The organism is Verrucomicrobiia bacterium, from assembly GCA_019694135.1.
Taxonomy (GTDB): Bacteria; Verrucomicrobiota; Verrucomicrobiia; order JADLBR01; family JAIBCM01; genus JAIBCM01.
The window spans coordinates 164607-188232 of record JAIBCM010000003.1; the positions used below are offsets into that span (position 1 = coordinate 164607).

General features: G+C 45.0%; 11 protein-coding genes. 7 read left to right on the plus strand and 4 right to left on the minus strand.

The features are described 5' to 3' along the window. The 4 genes from K1X66_05395 (at position 1) to K1X66_05410 (ending at position 18603) form a co-directional block, all read left to right on the plus strand. Positions 1-9165, plus strand: a complete 9165-nt coding sequence (locus K1X66_05395) for a hypothetical protein (protein MBX7157800.1) — start codon at positions 1-3, stop codon at positions 9163-9165. A 9-nt stretch (positions 9166-9174) separates the two neighbouring features. Continuing rightward, positions 9175-16764 carry a hypothetical protein gene (locus K1X66_05400; GenBank protein ID MBX7157801.1) on the plus strand — a complete coding sequence of 2530 codons (7590 nt, stop codon included), beginning with the start codon at positions 9175-9177 and terminating at the stop codon, positions 16762-16764. Positions 16765-17025: 261 nt separating this feature from the next. Further along, positions 17026-17754: a hypothetical protein gene (locus tag K1X66_05405; GenBank protein MBX7157802.1), complete on the plus strand. Its 729-nt coding sequence runs from the start codon at positions 17026-17028 to the stop codon at positions 17752-17754. Positions 17755-17799: 45 nt separating this feature from the next. Then, positions 17800-18603, plus strand: a complete 804-nt coding sequence (locus K1X66_05410) for a peptidoglycan-binding protein (GenBank protein MBX7157803.1) — start codon at positions 17800-17802, stop codon at positions 18601-18603. Between the two features lie 159 nt (positions 18604-18762). Here K1X66_05410 and K1X66_05415 read toward each other — a convergent pair whose 3' ends face one another. The 4 genes from K1X66_05415 to K1X66_05430 form a co-directional block, all read right to left on the minus strand. Further along, a complete protein-coding gene (locus K1X66_05415) occupies positions 18763-19260 on the minus strand; it encodes a ferritin-like domain-containing protein (protein ID MBX7157804.1) in 498 nt (165 codons plus the stop codon). A gap of 103 nt (positions 19261-19363) precedes the next feature. After that, entirely contained in the window at positions 19364-20362 is a 999-nt protein-coding gene (locus K1X66_05420; GenBank protein MBX7157805.1) for a phosphotransferase, read from the minus strand. Beyond that, on the minus strand, positions 20359-21027 hold the full coding sequence (locus tag K1X66_05425) for an HAD-IA family hydrolase (GenBank protein ID MBX7157806.1): 669 nt from the start codon (positions 21025-21027) through the stop codon (positions 20359-20361). The genes K1X66_05420 and K1X66_05425 overlap by 4 nt, the downstream gene beginning before the upstream one ends. Continuing rightward, on the minus strand, positions 21024-21728 hold the full coding sequence (locus K1X66_05430; protein MBX7157807.1) for a nucleotidyltransferase family protein: 705 nt from the start codon (positions 21726-21728) through the stop codon (positions 21024-21026). The genes K1X66_05425 and K1X66_05430 overlap by 4 nt, the downstream gene beginning before the upstream one ends. Positions 21729-21773: 45 nt before the next feature. Here K1X66_05430 and ffh point away from each other — a divergent pair, with 45 nt between their 5' ends. From ffh to K1X66_05445, 3 genes are read left to right on the plus strand one after another with little or no spacing between them, the layout of a single operon-like run. Then, entirely contained in the window at positions 21774-23081 is a 1308-nt protein-coding gene (gene ffh / locus K1X66_05435; protein ID MBX7157808.1) for a signal recognition particle protein, read from the plus strand. Between the two features lie 10 nt (positions 23082-23091). After that, complete coding sequence (gene rpsP, locus K1X66_05440) at positions 23092-23340, plus strand: 30S ribosomal protein S16 (protein ID MBX7157809.1); 249 nt, start codon at positions 23092-23094, stop codon at positions 23338-23340. Positions 23341-23343: 3 nt separating this feature from the next. Further along, entirely contained in the window at positions 23344-23595 is a 252-nt protein-coding gene (locus K1X66_05445) for a KH domain-containing protein (protein ID MBX7157810.1), read from the plus strand. Positions 23596-23626 lie beyond the last annotated feature (31 nt).

Sequence of the window (23626 nt, forward strand, 5' to 3'; positions counted from 1 at the left end):
ATGACTACCTCAGCCATTAAAGAACTCGACGATTTGATCGAAAAAAATTCGCATCTGGACATTGGGCAAATGGATTTTCAGAACCCCGCCACCCTTTCCAAACTGAAAGGCAGCAAAAAAAGTAAAGCTAAAGCATTGCCTCATTTACTAGCATTTCAACGCCTATATCGCACCGTCAATGATCCTAAAATTGCTAAAAAATTACTAAAAAAAGGGCTTGGCTCTGCTGCTGACATCGCCGCTCTAACGGAAAAAAACTTCGTAGATCGTTACGCTAAAACTTTTTCAGGAAACAAAGAACAAGCCGCCCGACAAGCTCACCGAACCGCCAGAGCACGACGCGCTCAAGCCACACTTCATCGTATAGAACACATACAACAAACCGAACCCCACTACCAAGCCTCCTGGTTTAGAGATGGAACTCCAGCCAACGAAATTCAATTCGAAGATCTGCAACCTGCCTCTCATAAAGACGTGACAAAATCTGAAGCTCGCTACTCAGCTCTCTCTCCCATGGCCTACTTTCTGGAGCTAAAGACATTTAAAAACGATAACCTCACCGGCACCCCAAAATATCCATTTCAAGAACGACGTCCCGATGTCGAAACGCTAGGCCCCCAAATATCTCACGTTGAGGAAGAAGTTCCTTATTTGAACGTCGTGAATGAAGCGCTGGAAAAACAGTTCCCAAAAGAACCATATAAAGAACTAGCTGAAGCGCCTTACCCCTTCAACCTACCTTTTAACCTTCCTTTAACCCAGGCTCACCACTACCTCGACTATCTCAAAACTGATCTCCCAACTCTTTACCAAAGCTTCGTCAAAGACATAAAACCCGAAATCACCGCTCGCGACTATTTAAAACTCTCCACGAAAGAATACGAATACCTCGCTACCTCTGTCTCAACCCCAAAAGAGTTAAATTCCTTCTACGGACTTAAATCGACTGACGATCCGGTCCAAATCCTCTCCAATGTAAACATTTTTCTGGAAAAAACCGGTCTCACCCGGGGTGAATTACAAACTTTGCTCTTTCAAAACCTTCACCCAGCAGAAATCGAAGCGGGTATTGCCCAACAATTCTTTATCAATGCTGTAGGAAAAGATCCAAAACCTTATATCATTATCGCTAAAGAAGAAGGCCTGGAAAAACTAAAATTAAAAACATTAGGCTCCCAAGAACTTAAACCCATTACCCCAGAACATTTAGACCGTCTAAACCGTTTCATCCGGCTCGCTCGAAAAATCGGCTGGTCTTTCGCAGATCTAAATTGGGTCATCACCTCCAGTTGTGGAGATAAATTAGATGATAAAAAGGCCTTTGAAGAAGCCCTCACCCGCATCGCCGCCATCAAACACCTTCAAGAAATCACTCAACAACCACTCGACCTTTTATGCAGCTTCTGGTCCGACCTCAAAAGCATCGGACTCGGTGACAAACCCGCGTTCCAATTCGAAGACCTATTCGACCGAACCTTTAACAGCCGAGTCGCTCAAGAACACAAAAGCTACCTGCCTCAAAACGACAAAGAGTGGCTTAAAAAGCTCTATGAAACAGCAGGCGCCAAACCATACACAATCGACCATCACTGGAAACCTCGCCTGGCCGCAGCGTTAGGAATTGATCGAACTGACGTCGATCGCATCGAAGAATATCTAAATCTAAAACCAGACGCTCCTATCCCAACCCCCAATTTGCAAAATCTCTCCCTCCTTTTCCGCTACGCCAAAATCTCTCAAGCCCTAAACCTCTCCGTCGAAGACTTCCTCCTGCTTCTCGACCTCATCCGTGAAGACAAAACTCTCCTGGCCTACAACCCTTTCCCTCTCTTCATGGATCGAAAACCCACCGACAAAATAGACGTGCACGCCCTGTTAAAAGGCGCCGCCGCAACCCTCTCTCAAACTATTTGGCTCATCGAACTCCTGATCGGCATCGTCCAATGGTTAAAAACCGAAAACCTCACCGTCCCTCAACTCAGCTACCTGAAAACCGGCCAACTTCATCGAAGCGTCAAACCCTTGCTCGACCAACAACAACGCACCCACCTCTTCCAACAATTGCATCACGAATTCCAAAACATCCTGGTTACCCCTCACTCTTTTGAATCCGAGAACGTAACCCCAGCCCAAGCCAAACAAATTTTTGATAAACTTTTGGCGGAAAAATATATTGATAAAAATGGACTTGTCTTAAAAACCGAACCTCCCTATCCGGCGATCTTTCATAACACGAAATGGATCAACGATCGCCCTCCCATCTCGACTCACGGCGCAGAATCCCTTTATTTCAATGGAAAAGACGCTTACATCGATTGTGGGGAGATCGATTTAACCAATAAAAGTTTTACCATCGAATGCTGGGTGAAGCGAGGCAAGGAGGCTAGGAATCGCGGGGATGGTGTTCTGGGCGTCGGATCTAGAAGTCTCTTCCTTGGCTTTATAACAACCAATAATGGTCACTACTTCCGATTCTATTTTGTGGACGAAGTTTTCGCGGAAGAGCTCATAGACGGTAACTGGCATCACTGGGCATGCGTTTACCATCTCGATGGTGCAAAGGTCGAGCTGTCCCTTTATCTCGACGGAAAGAAAATCAGTAGTGGTAAATCCGCCAAGCCTGACCCTATAAATGGAAAACTCGTGATTGGCCGCTCATCTTGGTGGCCTGATCATACTTCGCTCCTAGGTAGTATCGCCGAAGTTCGGATTTGGAATGGCGTCCGTTCCGATAATGCGATCGAAGCATATAAAAATCGCAGTCTGGTCGGAAATGAAAAAGACTTGCTGCATTATCAACCTTTATCCGGTATTTATATAAAACTTCAGACCCTGGCTAAACGCCAAGCCCAAACCCTTTTTAAAGGATTAAGCACCAGCCACCACGTCACTTCACTGAATCTTATCCAAACCATTAGCCGCATCGCGTCCAACAAAACTTCTGATCAAGAAATTGTCGCTCTCGTCATGACCCCGATATTGGAAGGCAAAGCCCCAACTGATCCCTTCTTCGACACATTTCAACACTACGTCTCTCTCTTTCAACAGTTAAAACTAGGCGAGCGCGAAGCTCAAATCCTCTTTAATAAACCTGAACGCTTTCACATTGAAGACATCAAAAAATTAGCCGTCTCACACCTAAAGACCGTCACCGACTTAAGACAACTGGCGGTAACCTTTGATCATCTAAACCATCCTCTGATCGGTTATTTTGAAAGCAAACCGGAAGAAGCCACCGAAACCCTGGCCAAAATTACGGAATGGAAAAAGAACGAAATAGAACTCCTGCTCAAACGATTTTTTGGCGACTCTCCAGAACCAGAATACCTCCGAATTCGCGCTCTGCTCAAACTCAAAACCTGTTTCGATCTTTCTCACCAACTCGGCGCCGAACCCTCCACCCTCCTAAAAAAAGTGTGGGAAAAAGCCTGGCCGGACGCCGGAGCGCGCCAAAAAGAAGACATGGCCAAAGTCCTGCTTGGCTTGCTTAAAGCCCAAACCGGCGAAAAAGAAAGACCCGCTCTCAGAGAGGCGTTGAATCAACTCATCAACCGTGAAAAAAGAGAAGCCTTAACCGGCTACGTCATCCAACAACTTCAAACTCGGGACCAAAACGCACGGCCTCACATCAAAACACCGCGCGACCTCTATGACTACCTGCTCATTGACGTTGAAATGGGCGAAGCCGCTAGCACCTCGCGCCTTCTGGAAGCCATCTCCTGCCTGCAACTTTACCTCCACCGCTGCCGGCTTCACTTGGAAGAGGGCATCGTCGTTGGAGCTGGCCTGGAACAAGGGTGGCCCATCATGAAAAGCTACCGTCTTTGGGAAGCCAAGCAACGCATCCTGCTTTATCCGGAAAATTATATTAAACCCGAACTCAGACAGGACAAAACCCCGCTCTTCAAAACTCTCGAAGACGACCTGCAACAAACCGACATTACCGATGCCAACGTCGAAACCGCTTTCAAAAAATACCTCGATGGCTTTGCCGAAGTTGCTCAGCTTAAAATCTTCGGGAGCCACGTCTACATCGATCCCGCTTATCCTAACGACAAAATGCTCATCCTCTTAGGACGCAGCCATACCGAACCGCGCAAAATCTACTACCGCACGGCGCGATGCTTAAACAATTCTTCTGCAATCCAATGGGAACCTTGGGAAGAAATCAAACTCTCCATCCCCGCGGAACAAGTCTATCCCGTTTACGCCTTTGGCAAAATTTTTATCTTTTGGATAGAACTGAAACTTGAAAAAAATCCAGGAGATCCAAACAAACCCAAATACGCTCACCACGCCAAGCTCTTTTATTCCTTTCACCATTTCAACCAAGACTGGTCTCATCCCCAACAACTAGGTAAAACTATTCAATTGCAGGAGAACGAAACGACGGAACCCCCAAAGGAACCCGAATGGGCACGACGCCTTTATCCTATCTACAACGCTAAAACCAACCAGGAACTTTACCTCTTTTACCAAGAAGTTTCAGCCGATGATAAGCTGATCACCTACAAAAACGTCCTAAAAATTTCGCCTAACCTAGATTTGGAAACTTTTCCAGAAGGCTCTATTCCCACGTCATGGATTCGCAATACTTTACCGAAAGTGCTCACGCAAAATCCGGAGAATTATTACCCCATCACCAATCAACCCGATTGGTTTATCTTTCAAGCCAAAGGCGGCACCTTTTTATTAAAACCTAATGATAATAAAAAACCCATCGGAGATGCTATCAAAATAGACTATGTTAAACACCCTATTCCTAGAAGAATATCGGCTGTCAAAATTTCTGGCGCAAAATCCTATATAAAGATAGCTAGTTCTCCCAAGGAATTTAAAGATTTGAGTCTTACATTCGAGGGGTGGTTCATGTTTAATTCAGAGACGGAAGCTAACCTTATAGTTTCTTCACCAAACGCAATAACATCAGATGAATCTCAATATTATTTAAGTGCTTCTGTTAGTAGAGCACAAGTAAACTGTTCTTGTAGAATTAAAGATGGTTTTCATTTTATGCATCCAATTAAACCAAATCAATGGGTTCACTTAGCGGTTACGCGCAATAACGAAAGCCAAATGATAGGATATATAAATGGTGTAATGGAACCTAAGAGAACTAGTAAAGAGCTAATTAACGATTATCCACCTTTGTGGCTAGGTTTTAATAAGGTAGGTAATTCATCAATACTTATGAGTGAAGTGCGTATATGGAATGTAACACGCTCCCAAGCTCAAATTGAGGGGGCAATGAAAAAAGAGTTATTAGGCAACGAAACAGGATTGATTGGTTATTGGCGTATAAATGAGGGAACAGATAAAAAAATTAACTCTTTCAATGAACGTGGTGTCGCAGGAGAATGCCATGGTAATGTGACGTGGGTCCGTTTTAATATTATTGCGATTTCTTCGGAAGTAAATTATCAACCCAACGACTCTACCCGCTATGACATCGTTCGTTTAACCTCCAACGCCGTCTCCACCTTAAGCCATAAATTGCTAACCGGCGGGATGAGTTCGCTGCTTGAATTACCAACCCAAAGAACCCTGGAACTTCCGGAGTTTACAACGACGTCTCCAGGTGAAAACCAAATCGGTTACAATGCAAATTTGGTGCGCACCGTTCCTTCCAGTGAGCATCTTGGGTTCGATGACGCCGACGGAATTTATTACTGGGAAATCTTTTTTCACAGTCCATTCCTCCTGGCTGAGCGACTGAACACCGCTCAACATTTCAACCAAGCGCAAAGTTGGCATAATTATATTTTTAACCCAACCATCAAAGCAAGTCCTTGGCAATTCCTTCCCTTGCGCCGAATAAAAGCTCAGCCAGGAGGAAAAGGGATTCTGCATAATGCTCAATGGAAAAAGATCAAACATCCTTTCGAACCAGGCGAACATGAAATGCTTTATTTTAATGGAAAAGATGCCTATATCGATTGCGGAGAGGATATCGATTTAAAAAATAAACCCTTCACCATCGAATTCTGGGCAAAGCGAGAAAATGAAGCCAATAAAACATATTGGATCATCGGTCAAGGAAAAAAAGAAACACATAAGGAGGCATTACATGTTTGCTTTAATTATAGAAACATAAATTCTCACTATTTTCTCTTTGGTTTCTCTGAAAACTCCACTTGGTCTAAAGTAGAATATGTAGATCAAAACTGGCACCATTGGGCAGTGGTTCATGATAAAGACAAAAAAGAACAGCGCATTTATTGGGATGGTAAAAAAGTCGAAAAAAATAATCCTGAGCTTGACTACCAATGTAGCGGCAATTTATTCATAGGAAAAGGCGCCTGGGGCGATTTTCACTTCTTCGGCTATATCGCCGAAGTTCGCATTTGGAATTACGCTCTTGGCGCCGAGGAAATCAAGCAGAACTCGAATAAACCCTGTATCGGTAGCGAAGCCGGACTTATCCGGTATTGGCCTTTGGAAAGAGTCAACGGCAACACCGTGCCCAACTATGCCACAGGCGCTGATCCGAAAAAAAATGTAGTTAATGATGAGGCTGCCCTAGTGGCTTTTACCGAAAATCCGTTCGACCCACAATCCATCGCCCAAATCAGGCCGATCGCTTTTAAAAAAGCCATTGGCATGCGTTACATCGACACCCTCATCGACCATGGGGACTCTCTTTTCCGACGTTACACCTACGAAACTATTGTCGAAGCCACTCTCTACTATATCATGGCCTTCGACCTGCTCGGTCCACAACCCGTCAGACAAACTTCCTTGTTATCTCAGACAAAAGCCTCCAACGGCTCAAGCCCAGCTTCTCTCGAACAAGAAATTCTCTCCTTCGAAAATGGAACAAATGGGGATTTAAACTTACTCAATCAAGCCCTAGACGACCCTCACTTTTTCCTACCTGAAAACACCCATTTTCTGGGCTATTGGGATCGTGTGCAAGACCGCCTCTACAAAATCCGGCATAGTCTCAATATCGACGGCGTTCGACAAAGCCTGCCTCTATTTCAACCGTCCATCGATCCTGCTACGCTCCTGAAACGATCGGCCAACGGGCTTACCGATGACTCACCGCTATCATCTTTAGTCAGTGCTATTCTGCCCTACCGCTTCATCACCGTCCTGGCCAAAGCGCAAAGCCTGGCCGCGCAAGTCACTCAATTCGGCGGCGCGCTCCTTAGCGCTTTGGAAAAGAAAGACGCCGAAGCGCTTGCGCTATTAAGAAACACCCAGGAAAGCGCCCTTCTAAAAATGACCCGCTCGATGAAAGAGAGCCAAATCGAAGCTTCCAAAGAAACCGTCCAATCTCTCACCGCCGGCTTGGCTCAAGCCTCCGCTCGTCAACACTATTACACTCAACTCCTTGAACAAGGCCTATCTCCCGCTGAAATCACTCAAATTGTCACCATGTCTATTGCCCAGGTTTTCAACATACTATCTGGCATCACCAGAACAGCCGCAGCGATAGGTCATGCGATTCCGCAAATTGATATTATGGCTGGATTCACCCCCAACGTCATCACCTCTTATGGAGGACGCGAAATCGGAGGCGCCTTAAGCGCGCATTCCAGCGGCTTGGCCACCATAGCGGATCAATTCAATTTCGCTGCCAACATGAGCTCACTGATTGGCGGCTTTGAGCGACGCGCTCAAGAATGGGAACTGCAAAAAACTCTGGCCACCCATGATATCACACAGATCGAACGCCAGATCGAAAGCGCTAAATGGCAACAAAAAATCGCCGAGCGCGACTTAGAAGTTCTCGATAAAAACATCGAACAAAACGCAGAAATCGACAGTTTTCTTGCCGACAAATTTACCAACCGCGAACTCTACCAATGGATGGCTGGCAAACTGACCGGAATCTATTTTCAATCCTTTCAAATGGCCCATGACCTGGCGCTTTCCGCGCAAAGAGCCTTCCAATTTGAACTCACCAATAACGCCACCTTCATCGACTCCGCTTATTGGGATGGCCTCAAAAAAGGATTGCTCGCCGGCGAAATCCTGCAAGTTGACCTTAACCGCATGGAAAAAGCTTATCTTGAACGCAACGTGCGCCGATTTGAAATTGAAAAAACCGTTTCCCTATTTGAACTCAATCCCAAAGCGCTGCTCGATCTCAAACGAACGGGCGTCTGCGACTTCGATCTCACTGAACTGATCTTCAGCCGCGACTTCCCAGGTCATTACAGCCGTCAGATCAAAAATATCAGCGTCTCCTTCCCTACCGTGGTAGGGCCTTACCAAAACATTTACGCTACTTTGAGTCAACGCGTTCATCGCACCCTGATCGAAGCCGACATCAAAGGCGTTAAATCCTTGCTTGGCACTGACAAAGACCGGCCCAACACCATCCGACAAGATTGGCGACAAAACCAGCAAGTGGCTCTCTCACGCGGGTTAGACGATAGCGGTCTATTCCAACTCAATTTCCAAGACGAACGCTACCTTCCTTTCGAAGGCACTGGCGCCGTCTCCTCTTGGCGCTTGGAACTGAACCAAAATTCAATCAATCTCAACAACCTTACCGACGTCATCATCAAAATCGAATACACTGCTTTAACCGGAGACGAAACCTTCAAAAAAGACGTGAAAGACGCGATCAAAGACTTGCCCGAAACCAAGATGCACAGTCGTCTTTTTCTCATCGCCCAAGAATTTGGCGATGCTTGGCGACAATTCCTGGCAAACACCACACCTAACAAAACTCTTTCACTGCCCATGAAAAAGATGATGTTTCCAGCCTTAACCGATCCCAATTCCAACCTCACCGCTATTTATCTCCAGTTAGAATTGACCGAAGAAGGAAAGAAAGCGGTGAAAGACAAACCCATCACCTTGAAAGTAGGAGATAAGGATATTGTTCTCAATAACTTCAACGCCGAAGGTGTTGCCACAAATAAAAGTGAGATAAATCTAAACCCATTTCAAGACGTCTCGTGGCTGTTTACCGACAATCATTCGTTCTTCACTGACAAAAACGTCACAAACATGGCTTTACTTGCGATTTATGGAAAGAAAACCGATGCACTTTCTAACCTGAAAACTCGGGATGAAGTAAGCCCAGTGAAACGAGTGCTTCGAAGAGTCCCAAAGAAGTTAGCAGCCCAAAAATTGGCGCCAGCGAAAAAGAGCCAGAGAATAAAAAAGAGGTTAACAACTAAAACGACAGCTAAAAAGAAACGCTAGGCTAAAGCCATGAAACGATCTCCTAGTCAATCTGCTTCATTAGCCACCGAAAAGGCAGAAGCTGAGCAAGCCCAATCGAATAACGGTTCCTCTTTACCGGTTACCAACCGCTCATTGCCAGCGACTCACTCCAGCGGGACAGAACAAACTTCTTTCCCTTCTCCCGTTCAAACCGGGGCTGTTGCGCTAAACCAACCTCAAGCCACTAAACTGGAAGTCATCCGCCCTACCATGCCCAAGGGCGGCGGTGCAATCAAGGGCATGGGCGAAACGTTTCAGCCGAATGAATTTTCCGGCACTGGCGCTTTGTCCATCCCTTTTGCTGTGAGTCCCGGTCGCGGTTTGGCTCCTTCGCTGAGTGTAAATTACAGTTCGGGTTCCGGTAACAGCCCTTTTGGCTTGGGCTTTAGCCTGGCTCTGCCTGAAATCAGTCGACAGACAGCCAAAGGCATTCCCAAATATAACGATTCTGACACTTTTCTTTTTTCTGGAGCTGATTATCTGGTGCCGCACCTTACTCAACCGGATCGAACCAAAACCCTGAATAAAGTTCCCTACACAGTTAAAACCTACCGACCCCGCACGGAAGGCAGTTTTGCTAAAATGGAGCATTGGCAAGCGAAAGAAGATTCTTTTTGGAAAGTGGTGGCGGCCGATAATGTCACCCATATTTTTGGCAAAACTCAAAATGCTCGCATTAGCGACCCGGAAAACCCGAAGCGCATTTTCAAATGGCTCATCGAAGAAACTTACAACGCTCATGGCGACCACGTGATTTACCATTACAAAAGCGAAGACGGTCAAAACATTCCCAATTCGGTTTCTGAACAGAACCGAACTCAAACCGCTCAAAAATATATTGCTAACATTCAATACGGTCCCACCGAACCGATCCCCGGCTCTATCCTACTGAGTCAACAACCTCAACTCGATCCCAACCGATGGCATTTCGAAGTCGTGTTCGACTATGGCCAATACAATATTAAACCCGAAAACCAAAATCCTTACACCCCGGTTCAAACCTGGTCTTCACGACAAGATTCTTTCTCTACTTATGATGCCGGTTTTGAAATCCGCACCCATCGACTCTGCCATAACCTTCTCATGTTCCACCGATTTGAAAAAGAATTTGGCGATAAGCCGATTTTGACCCAGGCCCTCTCCTTCACTTACCAACAATCGCCCGCTTTCACCCAACTCCAGCAAGTCACCCAAACCGGCTACCAATTCCATCGCAACAAACCCTACCAAACCCAAAACCTCCCGCCTTTGGAAGTGGGTTACACTCCCTTTCAACCTCGAGGCCATCGTTACGAAATTTTTTTCCAAGAAAACCATCAAGCTCTGCCCGGTGTCACCCAACCGCAACCTTATCAATTAATCGACCTCTACGGCGAAGGCATTCCCGGCATTCTTTATGGCAACGGCGCCAGCCTATATTATTGGGAAGCCCTTCAGCCGCCCGAGCCTGAAAAAGCAGCCCGATACACTTTACCCAAACCTTTGCCTTCCTTTCCAATCGAACGCCAAACCGAAAGTCCTGTTCACACCCTCACTGACTTTACCGGTGACGGTCAACTCGACCTGTTAGTCACCACGCCCACGCGAGCCGGTTATTACACTCTGCATTCGGATAAAACTTGGAGCTCTTTTCAACCGTTAGAATCTTTCCCCACGGATTATCATCAGCATCGTTCAGTCGATCTAACCGGCGATGGATTAGTCGACCTCATTCGCATCGAACACAATCGAGTGCGCTTTTACCCCGCCCAACGCAGAAAAGGATTCGGTGCCGCTCAATTCGAAGCGCGCGAAGAAACCCTGCCCCTCTCGCGACCGGATAGTCCAAAAGAAACCCTTCGCTTTGCCGACATGGCCGGCACGGGTCATGCCCAACTGGTGCGCATCAACCAAGGCAGTGTCACCTACTGGCCCAGTCTGGGCTATGGAAAATTCGGCAAACCGATTACCATGGAACACGCGCCTCGATTTGAGGCTGACTTTGACACCACGCGACTTTTCCTGGCTGACATCGATGGCAGCGGGACAACTGATTTGATCTATCTTCACGCCGATTCGGTAGAAATCTTTTTTAACCAAAGCGGCAACCGCTTCTCAGACCCCATCCAAATCCCGCTCCCAGAAAAATGGGATCACACCAGCCAAATTCAATTTGCCGACGTTCACGGCAATGGCACCACCTGTTTGGTCTTCAGTAAACCCAATCCCTCCCAACGCCAATGGTATTACGACTTTTGCCAGCGTCAAAAACCTTACCTGCTCAACCTCATCAACAACAATCTGGGCTCTCAAACTAGATTGCATTATGCCAGTTCCACCCAATTTTATCTCCAGGACAAACAAGCGGGTCGCCCCTGGGTTACAAACCTGCCCTTTCCTGTTCAAGTCATTGAAAAAGTCGAATACCTCGATTTCATCTCTAAAACTCGATTGACCAGCTCCTACTCTTATCACCACGGCTATTATGATGGCGAAGAGCGCGAGTTTCGCGGCTTTGGTCGTGTCGATCGACAAGACGCTGAAACTTATGATGAGGCATCAAAACAAACCGCTCAACTCGAAGACAGCACGCAATCTTTCGCACTAAACACTTTCACTGCTCCTTCCTTCACCAAAACTTGGTATCACACTGGCGCTTGGTTTCCCGATAAAACATTGCGCGAGCATTATCAACACGAATTCTTTCAAGGCGATCTTCAAGCCAAACCCTTTCCAACAACCACCATCGATTATGGCCAGGAAACACCCGATCTCGCCACCCAACGCGAAGCCCATCGCGCTTTAGAGGGCGCTGTTCTGCGCACTGAACTTTACGGATTGGATAATTCCTCTTTACGAGACAACCCTTATTCCGTCGCCGAAACCCAGCACCATGTCAAACTCCTACAAAAACGGGCCGCCAACAAATATGCCGTCTTCTTAACACAGCCCCAGGAAACCATTGCCTACGACTACGAACGCAATCCTCAAGACCCTCGCATTGCCCAAGACTTTGTTCTCGAAACCGATTCTTACGGTCACGTCACGCGCGCTTGTCATCTGGTTTACGGACGACGCAAAGCAGGAATCTCAGAACAAACCACTTTAAAAGCGTTCTGTGAAACCGCTGATTATATTAACCAAACCGATGCGCAATGTCATCTGCTTGGTGCGCCTAAACAAAATAAAAGTTACGAACTCAAAGGATTAATCCCGGACCAAGGCAACTATTTCAGTTTCGCAGGACTCAAAACGCAGGTGGAACAACAATTGTCCAAAGCTGAACTGCTCGGTTGGGCGCGGCATTATTATTACGATCCTCGAACCGGTGAAGAACTCGAACTCGGCAAAATCACACCTGAAGCTTTGCTCGCTCGAAGCGAAGCCGTGGAAGCCGATATTAAGGAAACTGAAACCATTTTTGAAAAAATATTCTCAGCAGAAGAACTCGAAAAACTTCTCACCAGCAAAAAATCCGATTGCGGCGGCTATGTTCGTTATCCTACCGATCCGGTTGCGAAAAAGTATTATTGGAACCCAGGGAGTTCTCAAATTTATCATAAAGCAGCTCAATTTTATTTGCCTAAAACTTTTCGCGATCCGTTCGACCATGAAACCCAATACGACTACGATGCTTACCATCTGTTGGTTAAAAAAGTGACTGATCCGGTGGGGAATCAGTCCGAAATTACCCAAATCAATTATCAACTTCTAGCTCCACAACAAATCAAAGACCCCAACGGCAACTGCGCGGAAGTTCGTTTCGATCCGCTTGGCCAAGTCATTGTGACCTCCCATTACGGAAAAGAAGGCGGAAAGCGAGTTGGCTTTAAAGCTTTAGATGACTACAACTTCCCTTCCGACACTACCCTAGAATCTATCCTGAAAAACCCCGAGAAATACCTCCAAGGCGCTGCAAGCTTCTTCTATTATAATCCTTTCTCCTGGATGAAAAACCAAATTCCCGTTCACGCCCTAACGCTCGGCGCAGAACACTATCCCGACGAACCCCAAGCCTCGGAGCGGATTCAGATCAGCCTAGCATATAGTGATGGATTCGGACGAGGCCTCCAAAGCAAAGTTAAAGTTCGCGAACAAAAAACCGAGATCGCCTCTCCCACCCCTTCGTCAGAGAACAGTGAGCGTTGGCTCACTTCCGGCGCCGTGCGCTACAACAACAAAGGCAACCTGATTAAACAATACGAACCCTTCTTTTCCGACACTCCGCACTACAATCCCAACGAACTGTTACAAAAAGTCGGTCTCTCTTCCACTTTCTATTACGATCCGTTAGACCGACACATCTTAACCCAAACACCCAAAACCTTTCTGATTAAAACCTTATTCGGCGAATGGAAAGAGGAAAACTTTATTTCTTCGGCTTGGACCCAACTGCATTACGACGAAAACCAAACCATCAAAGATTCTACTTACTATAAAGAGGTCATGAGCGGCACTCGCAAAGTGCCGAAACACGAAAAAGAAAGTCTCGAAAAAGCCGCTCTGTTTCACAACACCTTTACCAAACAAATTCAGGATAATTTGGGTCGCACTATTCAAGTCGATCAAATTCTTATCGTTTCTGATCCGAAGAAACCTTCGACGATCAGTCACTACGTCGAACTAGACATCACTGGCCAAGAACTCTCCAGTGCTGACCATCGGCTTCACGATCAAAAGAAAAAAAACTTTCAAACCACCTACACCCTCAGCGGTCAAGCCATTAAAACCGTTTCAGCCGATGCCGGCACCCATTGGCGTCTGCAAAATGCAGTGGGCAACCCCCTCTTCAGCCGTGATTCACGAGCCTTTGAAACCCGTCATAACTACGACGCTTTGCATCGGCCGACCACCCTTCACATCAAAGGCGGAGAACCAAAACTCGATCAAATCGTCGAGCACATTCTCTATGGCGACACCGCGCTCCAAACTCCTGAAAAATGGAACGCGCGCGGCAAAGCGATCGCCCACCTGGATCAAGCCGGACTTTCTGTCAGCGCGCATTACACGATCCACGATCAACCCTTAGCTTCGGCCACCGTTCTGAAAAAAGATTACAAACAGGAAGCCAACTGGAACTCAATCGAAGAAGCTGCTCTTAAAGCGTTGGCTCAAGCTATTGAAAAAATCTCCGAGCCTTCACAACTTGACAAACTCAACCTTCCCGACGCTTTAAAAAAACTTTTGGAACCCGAACTCTTTATCAACCAAGCCAGCTACGATGCTTTGGGTCGAGTCAAAACCGCCACCGATCCGGGAGGGAATATCACCAAACCCAGCTATTACTCCACCGGCTGGCTCGAAAAAGTGGAAATCATAAGCAAACGCTCTTCTGAAACCCCCAGCGTCTCCAAAATCACTTACGACGCCAAAGGCCAACGCACCGCCATCCATTACGGCAACGGCACTCAGACCACCTACCGCTACGAACCCGAAACCTTTCGCCTGACCCAACTCAAAACCACGCGTCAAAAAAATCCAACCTCTTCCTCTTCTAAAGAAGAAATGCTTCAAGACATTGGTTACTTCTACGATCCCGTCGGCAATATCACCCATATCACCGACAAAACCAAACCCACCGTTTTTTGTAACGGTCAACAAGTCGATCCCGAATGCGACTACACCTACGACTCGCTTTATCGGCTCATCCAAGCCACCGGTCGCGAACATCCCGGCATGTGGAAAAAAGATCAACGTCAACAAGACGATCAAGACGCCTACAGTTTCGACACCTTGGAAAAAAGCTCGCTTAACGACCAACTCAAACTACAAAACTACACCCAAACCTTCACCTACGACACCGGCGGCAATCTCACCCGCATGCGCCACCAAGCGACCAAAAGCTCCGCTTCCTGGACACGCACCCTCACCCTTGATCCAGACTCCAATCGACTCCAAAAAAGCTCCGTGGGTAACCAAAACACCCCCTACACCTACGACCCCAACGGCAACCAAAAAAATCTGGAAGGCCTTGCCGCTATCGCTTGGAACTACCGCGATAACCTCCAAAACGTCACCCTCATCAAACGAGACAAAAACTCCGACCAAGAATACTATGTCTACAACAGCAGCGGCCAACGCCTCCGCAAAGTGACGGAACGCTATGCCAACAACGGCCAAACGCTTCATCTCAGTGAAACCATTTATTTAGGCGGTTTCGAAATCCATCGTCAAAAAACAAGCAGCAATGGCGCAGAACCCCAAACCACTTCCGAATGGCACCACCTTCGACTCATGGACGATCAAAGTCATGTCGCCACCTGGCGTTACTGGGTCACCGGTGAACTTCACGACGGCGCTAAAAAATTCCAAATCCGTTATCAACTCGAAAACCATCTAGGCTCCAGCGTCCTAGAACTCGACTACGAAGCCCAACTCATCACCTACGAAGAATACTACCCCTACGGCGGAACCGCTCTCTTAGCCGGCACTAGCCAAATCGAAATCAAACACAAACAATATCGCTATTCCGGTAAAGAAAAAGACGCTGCCACCGGCCTCTACTACTACGGCGCTCGCTATTACTGCACTTGGTTAGCTCGCTGGCTTAGCCCTGATCCCGCCGGCACCATCGATGGCCTAAACCTCTACGCCTTTGTCTCAGGTAATCCCGTGACCTACACGGATATTGGAGGGTTGTGTGGAGATAAAAAGGAGGAAAGACCAAAAAGAGGTGTAAAAAGAGTAAATTATAATGAGAAAAAGGGGGACGAAATTCTCAATGAATATCTGAAGAAGAATAATGAATATACAATAGAGGAACTCGAAGAGAATGAAAAAAAGAGGAAAAAATTGCAAGAGGAACAAAAAATAGGCTTAGAAGAACGGATATCTAAACAAAAAATTGACCCGCTCCAAAAGGATATTCGGGCGACTGGAAAAACTATTCTTGAGAAAAACTATAAAAAACTTGATAAGTTAAGTGGTGAAACCATATCAATCAAGAGTGGTAGCGATTGGAGCCTCTTGACCAATGTTGTAACCTCCATGGAAAGTCATGAAAACTTAACTTTTTACGTTGATGTAGGCGGCAACAAATTCACATTCACAAAAGTTCAAGAATCTAATCCTAAAGAAGGAAAGACGAATATCTCATTTCAAGGTGCGGGAAAATATACTCAACTAGCAAAAACTTTGGATGATTCTAAGGTCGGCAAACAGACATTAGCCAAAGCCGTTCGAAAAGTTCTAAAAGGGAAGGTTGATTTACCAAAAGAAATTACGGAAAAATCAGAGTTAAAGGCAGTATATCAATTGGGCACTTTACTCGCAACTTCTGAATTTTTCCGCTCAGTTAGTGGCCCTGTGCTTGGTTATCTTGGACTTAGCTATATAAAGCATGATGAGAAGAAGAAAGCTACCTTTACTGAAGTATTTGGTAACGATGCTCTTTGGCCAGGCACAGGGTCAAGTGGAAATGCTCAAGCATTGAGAGATTTTCAAGCAGGACTTAACATTAAAGGTGTATCAACTTTAGCAAAGGCCTTCGAAAACCATATAAAAAATAAAAACAAATATGAAAATTTTTCTCACGCCTTGAATGAAAAAATTGTAAAAAAGTTCCAATCTTGTAAACGGGGTCAACTGAACGTCAACTGAACGGGGTGAACGGGGTCAACTCTTGATTCTTGACGAAAATTCAAACTCAAATGTTTTTAAACGGCGTTAACTCTCCACTCTCAACATTGACACGAAGATATTGTAAGTGATTAAAAAGAGAAGATGGCACAAGCCATCAGGATAGAAAGATGCGGGTTTCCTTAGGTCCATGCAAACAAGCCAAAGAAAAGTCTTTCGTTTTGATGTCCCCTCCCCTTTAATGGTTAAGTAGATGACTCCTGATCAAAGGAAAGGGTTAAAATGGAAAGAATCATAGACTACTCCAAGAGACTCTTGGTGTTTCTCTTAGAAAAGAAAAGTGAGTTGATTACCCTGTTTTTATTGATTTTGTTTTTGGTAATCACGCTTTCTCATTTGACTTTGATCATCATGAATCGAAATCTGGAGCCGATGTGGATGCTTTTTGGAGTGAGCGCTTCTCTGCTTTTGGTGTTCACCGGTCAAAAGAGTTTTGGGGCGATTTTTCTTCTCATCGTGATGGGAACCTTCATGGCGGACGAGGAATTTTTGCTCGAGGTGACGGCAATTGCCAAAGGCGATGGGCTTTCTACAGTGAGGGAAAGCCGTCAGTTCACCGCTTTGCATTCCGCCTCGGAAGAAGTAAGAGAAAAAACGCTTAGCGCTAAATTGAGTGAGCTACTACAAAAAGAAAAAGACCCCGAAAAAATCATCGCTTCCCTGGAAACTTCTCGCATGGAATTCGAAATGGCTGAGGATCTTCCCGGATTTTCTTTCTCCCAAAAGGAAGCTGTCATGATCCTGGCTCAACACGATGGAGTGGAAGAATCTGACTTTTTAAGGCTGATGGAAGAAAAAGGGATAAAAGCCAACGAAGCGATTGATTCGCTCGAAGTGTTGGCCGCCGCTGAATATCTTCATTTGGATTCCCAAAATCAAAAGAGCATAGCTCTCACAAAAAAGGGAAAGGCGCTAGCTAAGAAACTTGAGAACAAACTGGTCATCAACTAAATCCAAACTCTTCTTAAGACTCATATTGTTACCATTTTAAAAAAAATGTCTAACCCAAACCTAACCCAAAAGATTAAAGCCATTCAAAAACGACTGGGATTACCTGCAGATGGCATTATCGGCCCGATGACTTTAGCAAAAATTGAGGCGGCGCTGGATAAGGTATTGCCTCAGACCGAGCCTGAAAAAAAGGCTCCTACGTCTGCAGCTCTCTTGACTGTTTCTCGGACAGGATTGGAACAAATTGCGCAATTTGAGATATCTTCGGATAGTTATTATCAGCAACACCTGTCCAAACCCACTTGGCCTAAGGGGCAAAGCGGCATTACGATTGGGATTGGTTATGATGTGGGCTATCATACTAAAGCTGAAATTGAAAAAGACTGGGGTGCTCATCTCACGAAGGAAGCGATGAATCAACTTCTTCAAGTTTGTGGGTTAAAAGGAAAAGCCGCAGCCGATCGCCTCGCGTCGGTGCAATCGATTCGGATTCAGCTCAAATCGGCTAAAGAAGTGTTTTATCAATCAACTCTTCCCAAATATGCCGCACTCACGCGTAAAGCTTATCCCGGCGTTGAAACGTTGCCCGCGGACGCTCAAGCCATGTTGCTTTCTCTGGTTTTTAATCGAGGAACCAGCATGACAGGAAGTCATCGGGAGGAAATGAAAACGATTCAAACTTTAATCAAAAAACAGGATCTCAAAGGGATTGCGCTTCAATTACGCTCAATGAAACGGCTTTGGGATAAATCGACTTTGGCTGGATTACATAAACGTCGGGATAAAGAAGCTGATCTCATTGCCAATGCTAGGAACACTTATAGTAACTCCGATTTGGTGCATGTCTAGAGGCGAAGGTTCAATTCTTTTTCATCGTATCCTTCGTTATTTTCTTAAATTAAAACCCAAAAACTGTTTCAACATTTATCAAAAAATCCACTCCCGTATCCAACTCATTTTCAGAGTTGGACACGTTTATGGATTATGGGGTTTCATTGCAAAAACTAGTTATACTTCAGCAGTTGCCTCCACATTAATTTCGCTTTCTGCTAATTCTGTCAAAAGGCGATCTGTTTCTTCTTCCTCTTTTAAAGTTTGTCCTAATAATTCCGCTGCTTTGTCCAAACCCAAATGATTAGCAAAAGTTCGCAAGCAACCGTAAGTGGCGATTTCATAATGTTCCACCTTTTGTGCTCCACAAATAATTCCTGCATCCAGGGTAGCCGGTGACGCTTTTTCAGAAAGCAACTCTTCTCCCTCTTCCAAGATACCTTCCATGGCTTGACACGTTTTGCCCGAAGGCGATTTTCCTATCATTTCAAAAACTGATTCGACTCGTTCCACATGAGTTTTGGTCTGATCCAAGTGTTTTTCAACTGCAGAACGCAAGCGTTGAGAGTGAGCTTTCTTAGCAATTTTAGGCAACGCTTTGACCAATTGTTTTTCTGCATGATAAACATCTTTTAACTCATTGACGAATAGATCATGGAGATTTTCAAGCTTCATAAGATTCCTTTCGCGTAGTTAAGTTTCATTTTCATATTGTATTCTAATTTTAAGCTATGAACTTTCCTTGCGGCGTCAAATCTGCCTCGGGAAAATACAAAAATTAAAAGCGTAAAGAACCAACTACCGTTTCCAGAGCACCCACCGTTTTACAACGCGAAGCAGCATCTTTTAAATTTTGAAGCGCTGCGGGAATATAAGTTAAAAATTCCGTTTTTCCTTTTACCTTGCCTAAAAACCCGTAAGCGCCCAGAGCTTGCAATAAACGTTGCACAGAAGCTTCATAAAAACGTTTTTGAAAGATCTCCCATGAAATTTGCGAATCTAAATTAAAATAATAGCGCAATAACTCCAATCGCTGCCCCTCGGTAAATGAGACGTAAGGATCGTAAAGCAACGAACCCAGATCATAAAAAAAAGTGCCAGAACGCATGCCTTGAAAATCAATTAAAAAAATTTCGTTGTTTTGCACAATCACATTTTGCGACTGAAAATCGCGATGCACTAAAGCAATCTTTTCCTCCAACAAACCTTGGGCTAAATTTTCCAATTCCTTTTTCAACTCCTCTTTATTTTTTTCATTCAAAGTAAGACCACAAAAATTGCTTAAAAAATTTTCAAAAAAATAGTTGCGTTCCCATTCATATAACGAAGCATCAAATCCTGGCATGAGTGTTAACTGGGCGTCTTGAACTTGATTCCATCCTATATCGTGCAATTTTTTAATCGCTCGCAAAACTTTTTGGTAAAATCGGCTTCGTTGCTCCCATGGCAAACCTGTTAAAGAACAAAGATCAACCGCCCCCAGATCTTCCATCCCGATTACCTGTTGTTCCTTATCGTGAAATCGAATATGTGGAACAGGCAATCCCCATTTCTCTAAAAATTGACCAATTGCTACATAATAGCTGTTTTCGATTCGCTCATCGGTATAATGCATCACAATCCAATTTCCTTTCCCTTCTGGTAAACTCACCCGATAAAATGTGCGACCCGATCCTCCTTTTAAAATAGGCACAAAATCTAACGCAACTTGAGAAGACAAATCAAACTGCTCGCGAATTAATTGAGTCAAAGCTTCCATATTTTTTTTCTGACTCATAATCGATTAAAAATTTCTCGCAAATCAATTTCTGGCCGTTTGATCAAAAAACTTTGCAAACCCACAGCTTCGGCTCCGGCTTGATCTTCCTGCGCATGATCTCCCACATGTAGAGCCTCCTGCGCTTCCACGCCAAATGCACGCAAAGCGTAATGAAAAATCTGAGGGTGAGGTTTATCAGCCCCCACACGACTTGAAACAATAATACGCTCCATACGATGAGACAAATTCCAACCATCTAAAATATGAAAAAGTCGGGAATCAAAATTAGAAATCACACCCAAACGCAATCCTTGCCGTTGCAAGGTTTCCAATACCGTTTCCACTTCCAGAAAAGGTTTCCAGCTAAGAGGTCGCGCAAAATAACGATAAGCCTCTTCAAAAAAAATTTCTCGATCCCAGTTTATCGACATCGTTTCCAACATCCGAAATACCAAATCGCGCCACCACCCCTTATCATCATCTTCGCGCGCTTCTGCGATCGGAACACGTTCCGGCATCGCTCGCCATGCATTCAAAAAATTTTCTTCAAACGTTTCTTCAGAAATTCTATCCCCTTTTTTACTTAAACGTTCCGCAATACGAGCATAACTACATCCCACCGATTCTGCTAATTGAATCAAAGTGCTGGCAGCATCAAAAAAAATAACACGAACCTTTTTCACCAACCCCTCTCTTTCATAGCGTGATAAGTTTGCAAACTTCCCACATCACACCATCGTCCTTGATCGCATATCACACCAGCCGGCCCTTTCCCTTCCTCGATCATCATTTCAAAAGCTGGAATCACCGATTTTTTTTCACCCGTTTTCAAACGATCCAAAAAACGAGGCGCAATCAAATAAATCCCCGTGAACAAACACCATTGAACAATAGGTTTACCTTTAGCCGCTCGAATTGCAGCCACACGTCCCAATGCATCGAGCCCAATATGTTGCGGATAATCTTTCGAACGCAGCGCTAAGGTCACTTCTTCTTGATGAGAAAAATGATAATCCAATAAAGATCTCAAATCAAAATCGGCCAAAATATCCCCATTATAAACCAATAACGTCTCATTCTGGAGATAAGGGACAATATTTTTAATGCCACCCCCAGTCTCCAAAAGTATCGGTTCATGGACGAAAACAAGTGGAATGCCGTTCCATTGGTTATCGGGAAAAATTTCTTGATACTTCTCTGCGCAATGGTGGGTATTCACAATAATTCGTTCGATGCCTAATTGTTTTAAATGATCAAATGCATAAGTCACGATAGGTCTGCCACCCATCGGCAAAAGCGGCTTCGGACACTGCTCGGTTAAAGGTCGCAAACGAGTGCCTAACCCAGCGCCCAATACAAAAGCTGTTTTAACTTTTTCTTGCATAAAGAAAATTTTGCCAGAACTTATTTACTCTGATAGCAATCTTTTATGCTCGATCAACTTTCGAATCAACTCCAGTCTCTTTTCAAAAAATTAAGAGGCCACGGCAAACTTAGCGAGGCTAACGTCACCGATGCCTGTCGCGAATTGCGCATGGCCTTGTTGGAAGCAGACGTCAATTTTCAGGTCGCTAAAGAACTGATTGAAAAAATCAAACAACGCGCTCTAGGCGCGGAAGTTTTGGCAAGTGTGACCCCTGGCCAGCAAATGATTAAAATTTTTCATGATGAGCTCGTCCAATTTTTAGGCGAAACCCAACCTCTAGCAAACGGTTCTCCTCTAAAAATCATGCTCTGCGGTTTACAAGGAAGCGGAAAAACTACCACTGCGGGGAAATTAGCCCTCTGGTTTAAAAAACAGGGAAAACAACCTTTACTTGTCGCTGCCGATTTGCAACGACCGGCTGCTATCACCCAACTAGAAAGCCTTGGTAAACAGCTCGACCTTCCCGTATTTAGTCAGCACGGTGCCACGCACACCTTAGCTGTCGTGCAAGAAGCCCTAGCATCAGCCGCAACGCAATTGCGCAATGTTGTTATTATTGATACTGCAGGCCGTCTCGATCTGGATGAACCCCTACTGGAAGAATTACAGCAATTACATCACCATATCAAACCGCAAGAAACTTTTTTTGTGGCAGACGCGGCATTGGGACAAAAATCGGTAGAAATTGTTAATCGCTTCAAAACGCGCGTGCCGCTTAGCGGGATTATTCTAACCCGACTCGATAGCGATGCCCGCGGTGGCGCCGCCATTTCAATACGCCATGTAACAGGGTTACCTTTACAATTTCTTGGCACAGGCGAAAAAATGGATCAATTGGAAAGATTAGATGCCAATCGCTTAACCTCTCGTATTTTGGGAATGGGCGACATCGTAGGTTTGGTTGAAAAAGCGCAAGAAACTTTCGATTTAGAAAATGCCGCGAAATTAGAAGAAAAATTGCGCAAACAAACCTTTGATTTGCATGATTTTCTTTCCCAACTTCAACAAATGAAAAAATTAGGCCCTCTAGAGAATTTGCTTGGCATGTTGCCTGGTATCCCTAAGGTTCCTGAAACCGGTCAGGCCGAGAAACGACTCAAGCGCACCGAAGCGATCCTGCTAAGCATGACAGCTCAAGAACGCGCTAAGCCAGATTTGATCAACGCTAAGAGGCGTCAACGTATTGCCCGGGGGAGCGGAACAACCGTAACCGAAGTTAATGAACTGCTGTTACAATTCCAATCCATGAAAAAATTGTTGAAAAATAAAGGTCGTATGCGACATTTACTTTCTAAACTAGGAGTTAGTTGATAAAAATATTATGGCTACAGTAATTCGATTACGTCGAGAAGGGACAAAAAATAGACCCTATTATCGTGTCGTGGCAGCAGATAAACGCAGCCCACGCGATGGCAAATTTCTTGAACTTTTAGGCACTTACAATCCCATTCAAAAACAAGACAACGCTAAATTAAATTTAGAGCGCATTGAATTTTGGATAGCGAAAGGCGCCAAACCTACAGACACGGTCCAAAGTTTAATAAAAAAAACGAAAAAAGCGGCGGCATAATTTATGAACGAGCTGATTGAATACATTGTAAAAAAGCTCGCGAAATATCCGGAAACGTTTCAACTTCGTTGCCAAGAAAGTGATAGAAACATAGATTTTTTCCTAACCCTACACCCTGACGATGTAGGAAGAGTGATTGGACGACAAGGTCGCACCATTGGTGCCATTCGCACTCTACTCAATATTACTGCCAACAAACGCGGTAAAAAAGCTACTTTAGAAATCGAAAATCCTTCCTCACCGACTACCCATTAAATTTTTTTTAGTGTATCTTGATTTAAGCTAG

Excerpts from the sequence above, each read along its gene's own strand:
- K1X66_05415 (MBX7157804.1), bottom strand. The coding sequence starts at position 19,260 with ATGAAGCTTGAAAATCTCCATGATCTATTCGTCAATGAGTTAAAAGAT.
- K1X66_05430 (MBX7157807.1), bottom strand. The coding sequence starts at position 21,728 with ATGCAAGAAAAAGTTAAAACAGCTTTTGTATTGGGCGCTGGGTTAGGC.
- K1X66_05405 (MBX7157802.1), top strand. The coding sequence starts at position 17,026 with ATGGAAAGAATCATAGACTACTCCAAGAGACTCTTGGTGTTTCTCTTA.
- K1X66_05400 (MBX7157801.1), top strand. The coding sequence starts at position 9,175 with ATGAAACGATCTCCTAGTCAATCTGCTTCATTAGCCACCGAAAAGGCA.
- K1X66_05445 (MBX7157810.1), top strand. The coding sequence starts at position 23,344 with ATGAACGAGCTGATTGAATACATTGTAAAAAAGCTCGCGAAATATCCG.
- K1X66_05395 (MBX7157800.1), top strand. The coding sequence starts at position 1 with ATGACTACCTCAGCCATTAAAGAACTCGACGATTTGATCGAAAAAAAT.
- K1X66_05410 (MBX7157803.1), top strand. The coding sequence starts at position 17,800 with ATGTCTAACCCAAACCTAACCCAAAAGATTAAAGCCATTCAAAAACGA.
- K1X66_05420 (MBX7157805.1), bottom strand. The coding sequence starts at position 20,362 with ATGAGTCAGAAAAAAAATATGGAAGCTTTGACTCAATTAATTCGCGAG.
- ffh (MBX7157808.1), top strand. The coding sequence starts at position 21,774 with ATGCTCGATCAACTTTCGAATCAACTCCAGTCTCTTTTCAAAAAATTA.
- rpsP (MBX7157809.1), top strand. The coding sequence starts at position 23,092 with ATGGCTACAGTAATTCGATTACGTCGAGAAGGGACAAAAAATAGACCC.